This is a genomic window from Streptococcus sp. 79 (genome assembly GCF_013277425.1).
Classification (GTDB): Bacteria; Bacillota; Bacilli; order Lactobacillales; family Streptococcaceae; genus Streptococcus; species Streptococcus pseudopneumoniae.
The window spans coordinates 1-13,081 of sequence record NZ_VMMW01000046.1 but is presented as its reverse complement, the minus strand read 5'-3'; the positions used below and the strand labels follow the sequence as shown (position 1 = coordinate 13,081).

Genomic DNA, 13,081 nt, shown 5'->3' with positions numbered 1-13,081 from the left:
GTTCCTATACAAGTGAGGTGGCACCGCGTTACCAACGCCCTCACATGGAAGTAGATTCCGTGTGTGGGCTTTTTTCTATCCGTCATTTTGTTTATCTTTTATTAGGGCCTTAAGTCGCTTTGATGAACTTGAGTTTTATCTACAGCTCCTTGCCTACTACTAAAAGCAAACAAAAAGGCTGGACTAATACGAAAAAAGCTAGTAATACTCAATGAAAATCAAAGAGTAAACTAGGAAACTAGCCGCAGGCTGTACTTGAGTACGGCAAGGCGACGTTGACGTGGTTTGAAGAGATTTTCGAAGAGTATTACACCTCAGATGCACCACATGCCCGTCGTACTTCAAAAAAACTGAAGTCAGATTTCACTGACCTCAGTTTTTTATTATTTAGCATAATCTACTGCACGAAGCTCACGAATCACGGTTATCTTGATATTTCCTGGGTAATCGAGATTGTTTTCAATTTTCTCACGAACTTTGTGAGCTAAGATTGTGACTTTGTCGTCCTTGATTTTTCCTGGATTGACCATGATACGAATTTCACGTCCTGCTTGAAGGGCAAAGCTATTTTGTACCCCTTCAAAGCCGTTCGCAATTTCTTCCAAATCATGGAGACGCTTGATGTAGCTTTCAAGAGACTCACTACGAGCACCTGGACGAGCTGCGCTCAAGGCATCTGCTGCAGCAACGATAACTGCAATGACGCTCTCAGCTTCAACATCTCCGTGGTGACTAGCAATCGTATTGACCACAACTGGATGTTCCTTGTACTTACGTGCCAATTCCATACCGATTTCAACGTGGCTACCTTCAACCTCGCGGTCAATGGCTTTTCCGATGTCGTGAAGGAATCCAGCACGACGGGCAAGAGCCGCATTCTCACCAAGCTCGCTGGCCATAATACCAGCTAACTTAGCAACCTCAATCGAATGGCGCAAAACATTTTGGCCATATGAAGTCCGGAATTGCAAGCGACCCATAATCTTCATCAAGTCTGGATGAAGGTTTGGTGCGCCAATCTCATAGGCAGCAGCCTCACCGTATTCACGGATCTTATTGTCAATCTCTTGACGGTTTTTCTCAACCAACTCTTCGATACGAGCTGGGTGGATACGACCATCCTTGAGCAACATTTCCATCGTCATACGGGCAATCTCACGACGAATCGGATCAAATCCTGACAAGGTCACCACTTCTGGTGTATCGTCGATAATCACATCGACCCCTGTCAAACTTTCAAAGGTACGAATGTTACGACCTTCACGACCAATAATGCGTCCCTTCATAGTATCGTCTGGCAGATGAACCGTTGAGTTTGTTGACTCCGCTACATATTCACCAGCGATACGTTGCATAGCTTGAACCAGGATGTCCTTGGCCATTTTGTCAGAACGTTCCTTGACCTCTTGCTCAGCTTCGCGAATACGACTGGCAATCTCCTTGGTCAAGTTTTCCTCTGTCTGTGCCAAGATAATATCTCGTGCTTCTGCCTGAGACAGAGCACCAATACGCTCTAGTTCTGCTTCTTTTTGTCTTTCGACTTCCTCTAATTGCTCTTCACGCGCATCAAGGTTTTTCGCTCTATCAGAAATACTTTGTTCTTTTTGTTCAAGTGTTTGTTCTTTACTCGTCAAATTGTCGTCCTTACGGTCAAGGCTAGTAGCTCTCTCTGTCAAACGACTTTCGATTTGTTTGAGTTCTTGACGTTCTGATTTGAATTCAGCGTCCACTTCTTCACGGTATTTTCTGGCTTCTTCTTTGGCCTCCAATAGTGCTTCTTTTTTAAGAGACTTGCTTTCACGTTTGGCTTCATTAACAAGTAAATCCACTTCACGCTCAGCTTGTCCACGTAAATTAGTTGCTTCTTGTTCAGCATTTAAAAGCATCAACTCTGCAGCTTCCTGAGATGATTTCATCTTAGCTGAGATGCTGACATATCCAATGACTAAACCAATGATGACGGCAAAAACAGCAATCGCAAGCGACATGATTTCCATGTTTTTACCTCATTTTATTGTTATTCCGAATGACATACATTCTTTTACATTCTACCATAAAAAAGTGATTTTCACAAACCTTAAATGGATATCGCTAACATCCGCATTATCACTATCATAGTTATCATTTACAGATATAAAGCGAATACCTTTTTCAAGAAATATCTTTTGTAAGTACTTTCCTGACTCGATATACTCTCTGCCGAAACGAGATAAATCTTTTACCATAATGATAGAAAACTTTCCTTTATTCAGGTCATCAATCATATTCTTAAAATTTGGTCGCTCAAAATTAGAACCACTATATCCATCATCTACATATTCATAGGATAATTCAATAGATTTCTCTTCTACCTCAAAAGCAAAAAGGATAAATTCCCCCTACACTTAAAATTTATCCCTCTTGGTAACCTCTTTTATTAATTTTTTTGATAAAGAAAACGCACATTTTATTTAACTGGTGCTGAAATATTTATAATAATATTTTTTTAGTTCTTTCTAGAATAATGATATTAAGATTTTTCATATATCTTATATATTCTTCTTCTGTGCTAGCAATCCTAATATCTTCTTTATCTAAAAAGACAACCTGATTGTTCTCTAAATCTGATTTAATTAAATCTATAATTTTATTTTGCTCATATATAAATCCTTCTAACTTAAAAAACTCGACAAATTTCTCAAATCCATTTTTACAATTATCATCATCAAAAAATAGTTCAAACCATTTACGGTAATTCTCTATAGCATAATCTATTTTTGAATTATTATTTCCCGCAAACCATTCTTTTATAGCATATAGTGTTAAATCAAAACGATCATAATATCCTTTATAAATTCCATTCTTGATTCTAGGTTTTCCACCTCTAGCTGTATTAACGGTTTCTGATTTTCCACCACCTCTAGGGAAAAGAATGTGTCCACCTATTGTTCTTGAAATACTCAAATGATCTAAAATTATTCTGTCGTTTAATCCTGCCTTTCTTGCCCAATAAATAGAGGCTCCTATATAATCACTTGATAATAAATACTTATCCTTATCAATAAATAAAGTATAAAAATCTCCATTTCCAAAGTTTTGGCATTTATTACATACAGATGTTATTTTAAGTTTTTCTTTTGAATCATCATCAAAAAACATCTTACATAAATCATCGTACAACGCCTTACTACATACATCAGGATCCTTTCTATTATATAATGAAAAACCTTTGGGAAAATAAGGATATAAATCAAATAGATAATTTTTAAACTTCATATTTATTACTCTCCATTAAATCTTTTTAGGAAATTTAAAGTCAAATTTTCCTCCAAGCACACCCGCACTTACTCCCGCAACTACTACAAGTGTTGTACTAATTGTTCCTATTTTCTTCACGCCACTGTTTAGCTCTTTTGTTAAATAAAACAACATTGATCATATCTGCTTCACTTACATACTTGTAAGACAACTGTTCGTTGGTAAGATCTTTTAAGAGATATTCTTTGATTGCATCTGTATGAATTTTGTAGTTAATCTTAGAAATTTCTCTATTCAAATTCCAGCCTAATGATATCTTAGAATTTTAATCTGACTTAAGTCTTTTGTAATCCTGAATTACATACATCTTAAATTCAGCAGAAATACATGAAGCAAATTCAAAGGCAATATCTATATGTGCAAATGCACCACCATATCTTCCACCTTTTGAGATAATTCCGATTGCTCCAGTTTTCTCTACCCATTTCTTAGGAGACAATGTAAATGAATTATATCCAGCTTCCGATTTAATTCGGTCGAATTCGACCGAATTGAAATTCATGTTGTTTAAGCTTTTCCATAAACCAAGAAACTCAATTGTATCTTTTCTTCTCATCCAATTTTTAATTACATCACTCGATACTTATCCGAACGATAAGCTCCACGTAAGGTGTTCGCAATCGACCAAACTGCATTGACTACATTTGAAATCTGAACATCGTTCGACTGGAATATCGGTAGTTTTTCTTTAAAATTAGACATTTACTTCCCCTGTTTTTATTATTAACAATTCTCTTCATTATACCACAAAATACAAGTGATAAAGCGGATTCAAGGGAAAAAATCGAAGTTTATATACTAAATTTCTTTACTGAGTTTTTGTCTTTTGTATTAGGGATTCTGTCATTTTCTAAAAAACTTTATCTTAAACTTACTCATAAAAATTTAAAAAATAAAAAGCCCACCTTTCAGTAGACTTAGTAGTGATCTTTGAAGGACAAAAAAGCGATGCTATCTCCATCCATCATATAAATCAAGCGATTTTCTGCATCAATACGCCGTGACCAGGCTCCTTGGTAGTCATACTTGAGTGGTTCTGGTTTTCCTATTCCTGTAAATGAATCACTTTGAATATCCTTGATTAGTTTATTGATTCTTTTTAGTGTTTTCTTATCCTGAGTTTGCCAGTAGCAATAATCTGCCCACGCATCTTCTGTAAACTTGAGCAGCATTCCTCACTCCTCAATAACATGGACTTGAGTGCTTCCAGCACGGACTTGAGCCATTCCTCGCAAGACCTTGTCAGATAGTTCCTTATTTTGAACGATTCTCAGAGTTTCCTGAATACTGTCCCATTCGCTCTTTGAAAGAACTACAATGTCCTCATCTGGATTTTTATTAACCACCGTTAAAGGCTCAAATTCATCATTGACCTTCTTCATGTAGTCTTTTAAATGATTTCGGAATGTTGAGTAAAGAACTGCTTCCATAACCATACCTCGTTTTACCTCTTTTCCACTATTATACACGAAAAGAAAGAAATTGTCAGGAACTTGTACAAGATTTTCTTTTCCATCTATTTATACTCAATGAAAATCAAAGAGCAAACTAGGAAACTAGCCGCAGGTTTCTCAAAGCACTGCTTTGAGGTTGTAGATAAGACTGACGAAGTCAGCTCAAAACACTGTTTTGAGGTTGCAGATAGAACTGACGAAGTCAGTAACATATATACGGCAAGGCGACGTTGACGCGATTTGAAGAGATTTTCGAAGAGTATTATTCGTAAAAAATCTCAAAAAGCCCACCTTTCAGTAGACTTAGTTTGTTTCTATTCTAATCGGTACTCTTCCAAAATTCTGCTCTGCTATACTTGGATTTCCTAGTTGGTAAATCTGGTCTGCCTTTTGGGTCATAGCATCCCAAGGTTCTTTACCAATTCGGCTGACTAGACTGACCTGCCCTTTCAGAGACTTGAGATGTTGTCTGCCTTTTTCGGTAAAACCAAGAACATGAATGGCTTCTGGCAAATCACTTTCTCTAACCTGCACCAAGATATAGGTTAAGAGACGTCTAACACGCGCCTTGGTGTAGCGTTTGGTGGCAACCGCCTCGACCATTTCTTCTACAGACTGGGCTGTTTTAATAGCTTCATTAATGCGCACTGCCATTTCTTGATTGACTTGATAGATAGTGGTTAGGTCTGGATTTGATAATATTTGATAGCGGAGCAAAAGAAAATAGTCTTCCCAGGTCACCTTGCTTGCCTGCTCAAATAGGGCAACAGAAGGCATAAAGCGTTCTAAGAAATCTTGGTCCCTTTGGTGCTGACGAAGAGCTGTCGCTGAGGCAAAGTCCACATCCTTGTCCACAGAATGGTAGCCTGCCCCCTGACGCTGAATTGGCTCAAGTTTGATGTCTCGTCCTGCAACTGCCTTGGCATAGGCCAGAGCAAGGACATGATTGGGCGTATTGCCAGAAAAATTAAGACCTGCAAATTCCTTCCACATGGCTTGGGTTTTCTGAGGATAAGAGAGGGAATCAGGCAGATTTTCCACAAATTTCTCCATCTCAGCACCTTTCTCTGTGTATAAGTCAGCGATTTTCTGATAATCTCGAACTTCCTCTGTCCCAAAAACTAGACTATCAGTGCCCAAGCGATCCAAGATATTCACAGCTCCTTGACCAAAGAAATCAGCTGCCTGAACACTGACTAAAAAGGGCAATTCCACTACCAAGTCTGCGCCATTTTCCAGCGCCATCTGGGTCCTTGTCCACTTATCCACAATAGCAGGCTCTCCACGCTGCATGAAATTCCCTGACATGGCAACAATTTTCAGTCCCTCTGCCTGATCCAGCAGGTATTTATGGCCATTATGAAAAGGATTAAACTCCGCAATAATACCTGTGATGGTCATAGTAATCTCCTACTTCTGCGCCACAAAAAACCAACGAGCGCTAGTTTCTGTTGGCTCCTTGTCCTCAAAGTCCGCATAGAGTTTGAAGGACTTGAAACCAGCCTGTTCCAGCAAAATATCATAGGTCAGAACCTCATAAGTCCGCTCCTCATGCACTTCATCGTGGCGACTAAAGGAACCGTCCGCCTCCTTGATAAAGAAAGTTAGCTCATGGACGATGGAGTGAGGTGCTGCATCCTCATAAGTATCCCAGAGCATGGCAAAATCTTCCGCATTTTCATGGTAGGAATAGCCTGGGAATACTTCATCTGTCTGGTAGGTCGAGTGCACGTCAAAGATGAAAACTCCCTCTTCATTCAGCGCATTGTACACGTCCTTAAAGACGTCCCCTAATTCCACCTCATCCTGCATATAGCAGATAGAGTCCGAATAACACGTGACAAAATCGTATTTCCCTGCCTTGGACAAATCCAGCATATTACCTTCCATAAAATCAATCTTTTGCTTGGCTGAAGCCGCTCTCTTTTCGGCAATTTTCAACATATCTGCGCTCAAGTCCAGTCCAGTCACATCAAAACCAGCCTGAGAGAAGCGCACTGATTGAATTCCTGTCCCACAAGCCAATTCCAAGAGTTTCTTTCTCTCCTTAGTTTTTGGCAAATGACGCAGAGAAAAATCAGTCCATTTGTCGTATAAACTGTCATCCATGACCGCATCATAGACCGCCGCAAAAGTTTCATAAGTTGCCATAATCATGATACCAAGAGCCTACATGGCAAACACCACTCGCCCTTTACCTTTCTATCAATTTTTCTAAAATAAGCAAAGAAACCCAGTTGACTACAACTGAGTTCATCTTCTAAGCAAGAGCTTCTGAAATATCTACTGAATTCGCCTCATGCCATAGCTTCTCTAGATTATAATGGGCACGCATTTCTTCTGAAAAGATATGCACGACAACAGCACCGAGGTCCAGTAAGACCCAGCCTCCAGCTGCATCGCCTTCGACATGGCTACCTTTAAAGCCTGCTTGAGCTACTTTTTCACGGATATTAGCTGCGATAGCGTCCAACTGACGGCTATTCATTGAGCTAGTGATGACAAAGTAGTCCGTCACACTAGTCAAATCTTGTACATCAAGTGCGAGGATATCCTCCGCACGTTTCTCATCAGCCGCTTTCACGACTAGTTCTAGTAATTCTTTTTCGTTCATTTAATCCTCTTTTTAGAAAATATGTTTGTAATCTAGGACATCTGCAAAGCGCTCCTCCCAAATGTCCTCATAAAATTCATTAATCGTTTCTGCCGGAATGTCATCCCCATCAAAGGTTGTGACAGCACCTTCTGGAACAATAAGCTGATAGCCATATTCAAAGGCAACCTTGACAGAGGTATCCACACAATATTCTGTCTGCATACCACATAAAACTAATTTTTCAATTCCCTGTTTATCCAAGTATTCTTTTAAGCCAGTTTCTTTGAAAATACTGTTATACTTCTTCTGAAAGACCTTTTCAGCAGGTTTTCGATTTAAAAGCGCAGATAACTGCCAATCTTCTGATGTTTGAGCTTCAGAGTTCTCAATATGTTGAACATAGATAATTTCAATATTCTTGCTTCTAGCCTGGTTTTGTAAATAAGAAATTTTTTCCAATAGACTTTTTGTCTGGAACCCAGTTTCTACTAAAACATTCTGAACATCAATGATTATAAAAGCCATCTTCATTTAGTTCTCTTTCAAATAGTGCACAAAGGCGTTATAGGTTTCAAGGGTTTGGGGATAGATGGGGAATCCCTGATGAGCTAGATACTCCACGGTACGAGCTGTTTCGTAGGCCACCGCCTTATTGAGCGATAGACTTGCAATCTCACGCGCCACATCTACTCCAGGAAAGGATCGATTGTGCTCGATATAGTCTGCTACATAGACAACCTTATCTAGGTCTGTCATCTGACCAGCACCGACTGTATGGACTTCAATGGCTCGCAGGATTTCTGAATCATGCAAATCCAAATCTTCCTGAATTTTGTAAATTCCGACCATACCATGCCAGACATTATTACCCCAGTTTTTGAGGTCGAAATCTAGCTGATAACGGTCAATCAAGTCTAGAAATTCCTGATCTGACAACTTTTTAGCATAGTCATGAAGAAGACCTGCTAGACTTGCTTTCTCAACATCTACACCAAAGCGCTGAGCTAACTCCATAGCGGCACGCTCCACACCTAGACAATGGGTTAGACGTTTCTCAGGTAGAAGCTCTGCCATTTTTTCCAACAAGGCCTCACGGGAGCAGTTGATATAGTCTTGATAGGACATCAGTAGAGCCCCTCCTTCTCGATGTAGTCTAGCACTGGCTGAGGTAGGAGAAAGTTGGGTTTCCGACCTTGGGCAATGAAGTCCCGCACCATGCTGGACGAGATATCCATGAGCGGTACGTCCACCCAGATAACTGGATAGGAAGTCCCTGCCTTGTAGCGTGGACGCTGAACCCCCACAAACTGAACCATGTCAACCAGTTCATCAATTCGGTACCACTTAGGCAGATAGTCAACCATGTCGGCACCGATGATAAAGTAATAATCCGTATCTGGATTCTTCTCTGTCAAAATCTTCATGGTGTCGTAAGTGTAGGAAATACCCTTGCGCTCCAACTCAATAGTTTCAATGACTAGGCCGTCAATCCCCTCAATTGCCAACTCAAGCATCTTGAGACGATGGTGTTCAGGGATGGTTTCCTTTTTATCAACGTGAGGAGGTTGGTATTCAGGCATGAGCAGAACTTGATCCAGTCCCAACTGTTGCCGTACTTGATCCGCAACAATAAGATGGACATTGTGAACAGGGTTAAAATTCCCCCCTAAAATCCCAACTTGTTTGCGTTTTTTCTCCTTGATTTCTGGCTCCAACTCTACCTTGGTAAAGGGAGTCAATAGTTCGATTGTCATAGGCTAGTCCCCTTTATTTCTCTATAAAAACAGTTATTTGGAGTTTCGGTCTTAGATTTCTTTGACTTTCTTAGAAATCTTGCGATTTTCTTTCTTGCTGGATTGTTTAAACAAAATCAAGATGCGTCCTATTTTTTGGACTGTATCCACACCGATTTCTTCTTCCAAAATTTCAGCTACTTCGTGGATGTTTTCATCTGTGTTTTGTAAGAGAGTAACCTTGATTAATTCACGCGCATCAAGAGCTTGACGGACGCTGGTTTTGATTTGGTCGTTGAGTCCATTTTTCCCGATTTGGATGATAGGTTTGAGGATGTGTGCCTGGCTGTTGAGGAAGGCACGTTGTTTTGATGTTAATGACATAATTTTCTTCCTTGTTTTTTGATAGTTATTTTAGGTGGTAAGGGACGGTCGGAACTAATTTTCCAAAGATTTCATCTTTGAAAAATGGATTTCCTGACCTCACAATTGAGCCTTGGTCTCAATTGTGCCCCTTGCCAATCTACAGATTGGCAATCACACCACGGCAATAACTATCGCTATATGAGCTCACTTTGTTCGCTCAGCGATTTTGTTTTAAATAATTGCTTTTCGTATGACGACGGCGACGCCTTCTGGTGCCCAGACGGCGACTTTGGCAGTGCCTGTTACACGAATCCAACCTAGGCCTGAGATGACTAGGTCTGTCTTATCCTTGATTGTAAATACATGCTCAATCAGTTTTGGAAAATCTTCTTTTTCCTTACTGTTTGGAGGCGTGAGAAGGGTTCCGACGTGCTTGTCGTAAAATGCACTAGCGCCTTCAAGCTTAGTACGATGCAATTTGAGTTCATTGTCAAAGAAGGCTGTGAAACCTTGCTTTTCACCCGCAATGAAATCAAATCGTCCGAGACCACCTAGAAACAGAGTTTGTTCAGGATTTAGCTGATAGGTTTTAGGTTTGATTTCCTTTTTGGGGCTGACATACTTGAGGTTTTTGGCCGTCAAGTAGTGGGCCATCTGGTAACGATGGATAATCCCCGGTGTATCGTAGATATAAGATCCGTCGTCAAGCGGAATCTCGATTTTATCCAAGGTTGTCCCTGGGAAGCGTGACGTCGTGATGACATTCTGGTCACCCGTGATTTCTTGGATAATGGCATTGATTAAAGTTGATTTTCCAGCGTTGGTTACACCGACCACATAGACATCGCAGCCTTTACGGTAGTGTTCAATCTTGTCAATGACTTCCTTAATGGCATGTTTGTTTTGGGCTGAAGTTAGGACGACATCAACTGGACGAAGTCCTTCTTCGTGGGCACGTTCCATGAGCCACTGGCTAATCTTGCCCTGTTTAACTGACTTGGGCAGGATATCTTTTTTATTCCCGACCAAGAGGACATCATTGCCCGATACAAAGCGTGGCAAGCCTGGAATGACAGAGCCATTAAAGTCAAAGATGTCAATGACATTGACTACCAAGGCATCACTGTCTCCCACCTCGTGCAAAAGCTTGAGGAAATCATCGTCCGTCAACTGGACATCTGTGATTTCATTGTAATGACGGAGACGGAAACAACGTTGGCAATAGACTTCACCTATCTCCAAACCTTTTTCAAGTGCCGACTGGGGGGTAAAACCAAGACCAACCTTATCTGTCGTCTGAATGGTTGCTCCACAACCAATACAGAGAATTTCTTCCATAGTTAAATTCCTTTTTTATATGTAATCGGTCCGTACTTTTTAGTGATTTTTCGCATAACACGACGCTCGCGAGCTCGGTTAATCTGCGTTTTAATCGAGTCATGTTGGACCAAGGGCTTGACCAAGATTGAACGAATGCCTGCACGGTGGGCTGCTCGTATATCTGTCATGAGCTGGTCGCCAACCATGACCACTTCCTTTTTCTCATAGTGAAATTCCTTCATGGCACGGTCAATTCCAAATGTGAAGGGCTTCAGAGCCCAATAAACGTAGTCAATCCCAAATTTCTCAACTGCTCGTTGGACGCGTTTTTTGGTGTTATTTGACACTACGATAATGCGAATGCCCGCGTCCCGAAGGTCATGTAGCCATTGCTTCATCTCTGGTGTCCCGTCAGGGTTGTTCCAAGCAATAAGGGTATTGTCCAAATCGACCAAAACAGCCTTGATTCCCTGCGCCTGCAGGCTTGGAACTGTCAGATCATAGACTGCTTCCACAGCAAAATCTGGCATGTAGTTTTCAATCGCCATTCTGGCTCCTTTTCTTAACTTTTTTTCGCAATTTTCCTTAGTAACAAGGATAAAACAATCCATAACCCTGCACTAGCTATACTGATGTAGAGCCAAGCATGGGGCTCATCTGTTAAAGGTAGGGGAACATTCATTCCGAAAAAGCCTGTCACGACTGCCAAAACAGCTAGCAAGACTGAAATGATAGTCAAGGTTGTCAAATTATCATTCAGATTATTGTTTAGAATATTGTTGTAAGAGGCTGAAAGTTGCTGTAAAATCTGAGAGATTAGGTCTGTCATGGATACCAGCTGATGAGCCTCAATCATAGCATCATCAAACTGCTCTCTCTCAATCTCATCAAAACTACGATACAAGGCATGACCTTGAATATGCTCTAACAAAATCCGATTTTGTTTAGCAGCCGCAGTAAGATAAACCATACCCGTCTCCAAGTCGGAAAGGGCAAAAAGATTTTTCTTAGTTGTTCGCTGACGCAAGAGACCATTGACCTCGTCCTTACTCTTATCCATCTGCTCGATGACAGGGTAGTAGGCATTGCTGATGATTTCCAGACTGGCAAAGAGAAACTTGTAAATCGAAAGCATGTCATGGCTCTCCAGATAACGAGTCATCTGTTCAATGACATAGGCGTTCTTGGTATTACTAATGGTAATCAGGCGACGATGCTCCACGATAAAGGTCATGGGAAAAGTCTCATAGTAGGCCTTGTCCTTTTTCACATCTAGGACATTATAGATAAAGGTAACCGTCCCACTTTCACGGTGATAGTCCATGTGGGCACGCTCGTTTCTATCCAGTGCGTATTCAATGGTTTCCTTGTCCAAGCCGTAGATTTCTGACAAATCTTCTAGTTTATTCAACTTTCCGAGGTCTAGGTCTATCCAGGTACAACCATTGCCCAACTGCTTTTCTAAAACCATCTTTTCTCCTTTATTAAACTCCCTCTATTGTACCACAAATTACTTAAAATAACAGGTCTAGTCCGTGCGTGAGAAATTGCTAACAACCGTGATATTTCGGTTCGGAACAAAGTGAAGAGCTTGCTCCTCGCTACGAAGCTGTGTCGTACGAATTCCCACACTGACAACCTTACCCGATACAGTAATGGGGCCGTTGGTCAGAACAACCTCATCTCCCACATCCAGTTGACGTTCAAAAAGGATGAAAAAGCCATTGATGACATCAGACAGAAAACCTTGGGCTCCCATCCCAATCGCCACCCCAGCGATTCCAGCCCCAGCCAGCAAGCTAGATACAGGTAAGCCTAAAATCGATAAAATACAGTAGAGTAAAAAGAAATATGACGTATAATTAAACACATTTTCTAACAAACGTGAGATGGTTTTCTGGCGCCCGACATCATGATGAGACATTTTTAGAGAAGGTTTGGCAATTCTCTGCACCATGGTATGAAGCATTTTTTTAGCAATATAAAATACAATCAAAAGCAGTAAAAGAGAAATGACCTTGGTTAGAATATTTTCGATAATGGTTGTCACATCTAGCTTTTCAATATAAGCTTGAATAAATTTTTGCATATAAAACTCCTTTATTTCATTATACCATATTTTCATCAGTCTCATTCTCCATAAATATTCAAAAAATAGACAGAAAATTCTTGATTTTGTCTATCGTTTATACCCGACTTTATCACTTAATTCTCCGCCGACCTTACTTAATCCCTTGGTACATCTGGATTTTTCGACTATTTTTCAACTTTTTGTTTGTTGTATATAATTATGTACGCTATAATAGAGTATGGCA

17 protein-coding genes and 2 pseudogenes are annotated in these 13,081 nt (G+C 40.4%); 1 reads left to right on the top strand and 18 read right to left on the bottom strand.

The window, feature by feature from the left end:
* Positions 1–383 precede the first annotated feature (383 nt).
* The 7 genes and pseudogenes from HT729_RS07730 to HT729_RS07700 all read right to left on the bottom strand — a co-directional run bounded on the left by HT729_RS07730 (position 384) and on the right by HT729_RS07700 (position 4,727).
* Positions 384–1,997 (bottom strand): ribonuclease Y, encoded by a 1,614-nt coding sequence (locus HT729_RS07730; protein WP_000404950.1) that lies wholly within the window; start codon positions 1,995–1,997, stop codon positions 384–386.
* Between the two features lie 81 nt (positions 1,998–2,078).
* Positions 2,079–2,333, bottom strand: a pseudogene (locus HT729_RS07725) (recombinase family protein); the annotation flags it as partial.
* A gap of 136 nt (positions 2,334–2,469) precedes the next feature.
* Positions 2,470–3,255, bottom strand: a complete 786-nt coding sequence (locus tag HT729_RS07720) for a hypothetical protein (RefSeq protein WP_023941091.1) — start codon at positions 3,253–3,255, stop codon at positions 2,470–2,472.
* A gap of 15 nt (positions 3,256–3,270) precedes the next feature.
* A complete protein-coding gene (locus HT729_RS07715; protein WP_000899898.1) occupies positions 3,271–3,411 on the bottom strand; it encodes a hypothetical protein in 141 nt (46 codons plus the stop codon).
* Positions 3,365–3,868, bottom strand: a pseudogene (locus HT729_RS12590) (KilA-N domain-containing protein); the annotation flags it as partial. The pseudogene HT729_RS12590 and the gene HT729_RS07715, both read right to left, overlap by 47 nt.
* A gap of 346 nt (positions 3,869–4,214) precedes the next feature.
* On the bottom strand, positions 4,215–4,469 hold the full coding sequence (locus HT729_RS07705) for a Txe/YoeB family addiction module toxin (RefSeq protein ID WP_016398855.1): 255 nt from the start codon (positions 4,467–4,469) through the stop codon (positions 4,215–4,217).
* Positions 4,470–4,472: 3 nt separating this feature from the next.
* On the bottom strand, positions 4,473–4,727 hold the full coding sequence (locus HT729_RS07700) for a type II toxin-antitoxin system Phd/YefM family antitoxin (protein WP_016398854.1): 255 nt from the start codon (positions 4,725–4,727) through the stop codon (positions 4,473–4,475).
* 99 nt (positions 4,728–4,826) lie between these two features.
* On the opposite strand from HT729_RS07700, the gene HT729_RS12080 reads away from it, so the two are divergent.
* Positions 4,827–4,985 (top strand): hypothetical protein, encoded by a 159-nt coding sequence (locus HT729_RS12080; protein ID WP_240164428.1) that lies wholly within the window; start codon positions 4,827–4,829, stop codon positions 4,983–4,985.
* A 69-nt stretch (positions 4,986–5,054) separates the two neighbouring features.
* On the opposite strand, the gene HT729_RS07690 is transcribed toward HT729_RS12080, so the two are convergent.
* The 11 genes from HT729_RS07690 to HT729_RS07640 all read right to left on the bottom strand — a co-directional run bounded on the left by HT729_RS07690 (position 5,055) and on the right by HT729_RS07640 (position 12,855).
* On the bottom strand, positions 5,055–6,152 hold the full coding sequence (locus HT729_RS07690; RefSeq protein ID WP_172926024.1) for a nucleotidyltransferase: 1,098 nt from the start codon (positions 6,150–6,152) through the stop codon (positions 5,055–5,057).
* 9 nt (positions 6,153–6,161) lie between these two features.
* Complete coding sequence (locus HT729_RS07685; protein ID WP_286672817.1) at positions 6,162–6,902, bottom strand: class I SAM-dependent methyltransferase; 741 nt, start codon at positions 6,900–6,902, stop codon at positions 6,162–6,164.
* Positions 6,903–7,011: 109 nt separating this feature from the next.
* Complete coding sequence (rsfS, locus tag HT729_RS07680) at positions 7,012–7,365, bottom strand: ribosome silencing factor (RefSeq protein ID WP_001003001.1); 354 nt, start codon at positions 7,363–7,365, stop codon at positions 7,012–7,014.
* 12 nt (positions 7,366–7,377) lie between these two features.
* Entirely contained in the window at positions 7,378–7,878 is a 501-nt protein-coding gene (locus tag HT729_RS07675; RefSeq protein ID WP_000781356.1) for a cysteine hydrolase family protein, read from the bottom strand.
* Entirely contained in the window at positions 7,879–8,472 is a 594-nt protein-coding gene (yqeK, locus tag HT729_RS07670) for a bis(5'-nucleosyl)-tetraphosphatase (symmetrical) YqeK (protein WP_023933749.1), read from the bottom strand. It abuts the gene before it with no gap.
* A complete protein-coding gene (locus HT729_RS07665) occupies positions 8,472–9,101 on the bottom strand; it encodes a nicotinate-nucleotide adenylyltransferase (RefSeq protein ID WP_172926026.1) in 630 nt (209 codons plus the stop codon). Before HT729_RS07665 ends, yqeK begins: the two co-directional genes overlap by 1 nt.
* Positions 9,102–9,152: 51 nt before the next feature.
* Entirely contained in the window at positions 9,153–9,464 is a 312-nt protein-coding gene (yhbY, locus tag HT729_RS07660; RefSeq protein ID WP_000060163.1) for a ribosome assembly RNA-binding protein YhbY, read from the bottom strand.
* Positions 9,465–9,677: 213 nt separating this feature from the next.
* Positions 9,678–10,784, bottom strand: coding sequence for a ribosome biogenesis GTPase YqeH (gene yqeH / locus HT729_RS07655; protein WP_172931864.1), 1,107 nt, complete (start codon positions 10,782–10,784; stop codon positions 9,678–9,680).
* 2 nt (positions 10,785–10,786) lie between these two features.
* Positions 10,787–11,314: a YqeG family HAD IIIA-type phosphatase gene (locus HT729_RS07650; RefSeq protein WP_023941083.1), complete on the bottom strand. Its 528-nt coding sequence runs from the start codon at positions 11,312–11,314 to the stop codon at positions 10,787–10,789.
* Positions 11,315–11,328: 14 nt separating this feature from the next.
* On the bottom strand, positions 11,329–12,237 hold the full coding sequence (locus tag HT729_RS07645) for a magnesium transporter CorA family protein (RefSeq protein ID WP_023941081.1): 909 nt from the start codon (positions 12,235–12,237) through the stop codon (positions 11,329–11,331).
* A 57-nt stretch (positions 12,238–12,294) separates the two neighbouring features.
* Positions 12,295–12,855, bottom strand: a complete 561-nt coding sequence (locus tag HT729_RS07640) for a mechanosensitive ion channel domain-containing protein (protein ID WP_001168882.1) — start codon at positions 12,853–12,855, stop codon at positions 12,295–12,297.
* Between the last annotated feature and the right edge of the window lie 226 nt (positions 12,856–13,081).

Coding starts and splice junctions, on each gene's coding strand:
- HT729_RS07715 (WP_000899898.1), bottom strand. CDS start 3,411: ATGTTGTTTTATTTAACAAAAGAGCTAAACAGTGGCGTGAAGAAAATA.
- HT729_RS07730 (WP_000404950.1), bottom strand. CDS start 1,997: ATGGAAATCATGTCGCTTGCGATTGCTGTTTTTGCCGTCATCATTGGT.
- yqeK (WP_023933749.1), bottom strand. CDS start 8,472: ATGTCCTATCAAGACTATATCAACTGCTCCCGTGAGGCCTTGTTGGAA.
- yqeH (WP_172931864.1), bottom strand. CDS start 10,784: ATGGAAGAAATTCTCTGTATTGGTTGTGGAGCAACCATTCAGACGACA.
- HT729_RS07720 (WP_023941091.1), bottom strand. CDS start 3,255: ATGAAGTTTAAAAATTATCTATTTGATTTATATCCTTATTTTCCCAAA.
- HT729_RS07700 (WP_016398854.1), bottom strand. CDS start 4,727: ATGGAAGCAGTTCTTTACTCAACATTCCGAAATCATTTAAAAGACTAC.
- HT729_RS07640 (WP_001168882.1), bottom strand. CDS start 12,855: ATGCAAAAATTTATTCAAGCTTATATTGAAAAGCTAGATGTGACAACC.
- HT729_RS07690 (WP_172926024.1), bottom strand. CDS start 6,152: ATGACCATCACAGGTATTATTGCGGAGTTTAATCCTTTTCATAATGGC.
- yhbY (WP_000060163.1), bottom strand. CDS start 9,464: ATGTCATTAACATCAAAACAACGTGCCTTCCTCAACAGCCAGGCACAC.
- HT729_RS07665 (WP_172926026.1), bottom strand. CDS start 9,101: ATGACAATCGAACTATTGACTCCCTTTACCAAGGTAGAGTTGGAGCCA.
- rsfS (WP_001003001.1), bottom strand. CDS start 7,365: ATGAACGAAAAAGAATTACTAGAACTAGTCGTGAAAGCGGCTGATGAG.
- HT729_RS07650 (WP_023941083.1), bottom strand. CDS start 11,314: ATGGCGATTGAAAACTACATGCCAGATTTTGCTGTGGAAGCAGTCTAT.
- HT729_RS07705 (WP_016398855.1), bottom strand. CDS start 4,469: ATGCTGCTCAAGTTTACAGAAGATGCGTGGGCAGATTATTGCTACTGG.
- HT729_RS07675 (WP_000781356.1), bottom strand. CDS start 7,878: ATGAAGATGGCTTTTATAATCATTGATGTTCAGAATGTTTTAGTAGAA.
- HT729_RS07685 (WP_286672817.1), bottom strand. CDS start 6,902: ATGGCAACTTATGAAACTTTTGCGGCGGTCTATGATGCGGTCATGGAT.
- HT729_RS07645 (WP_023941081.1), bottom strand. CDS start 12,237: ATGGTTTTAGAAAAGCAGTTGGGCAATGGTTGTACCTGGATAGACCTA.
- HT729_RS12080 (WP_240164428.1), top strand. CDS start 4,827: ATGAAAATCAAAGAGCAAACTAGGAAACTAGCCGCAGGTTTCTCAAAG.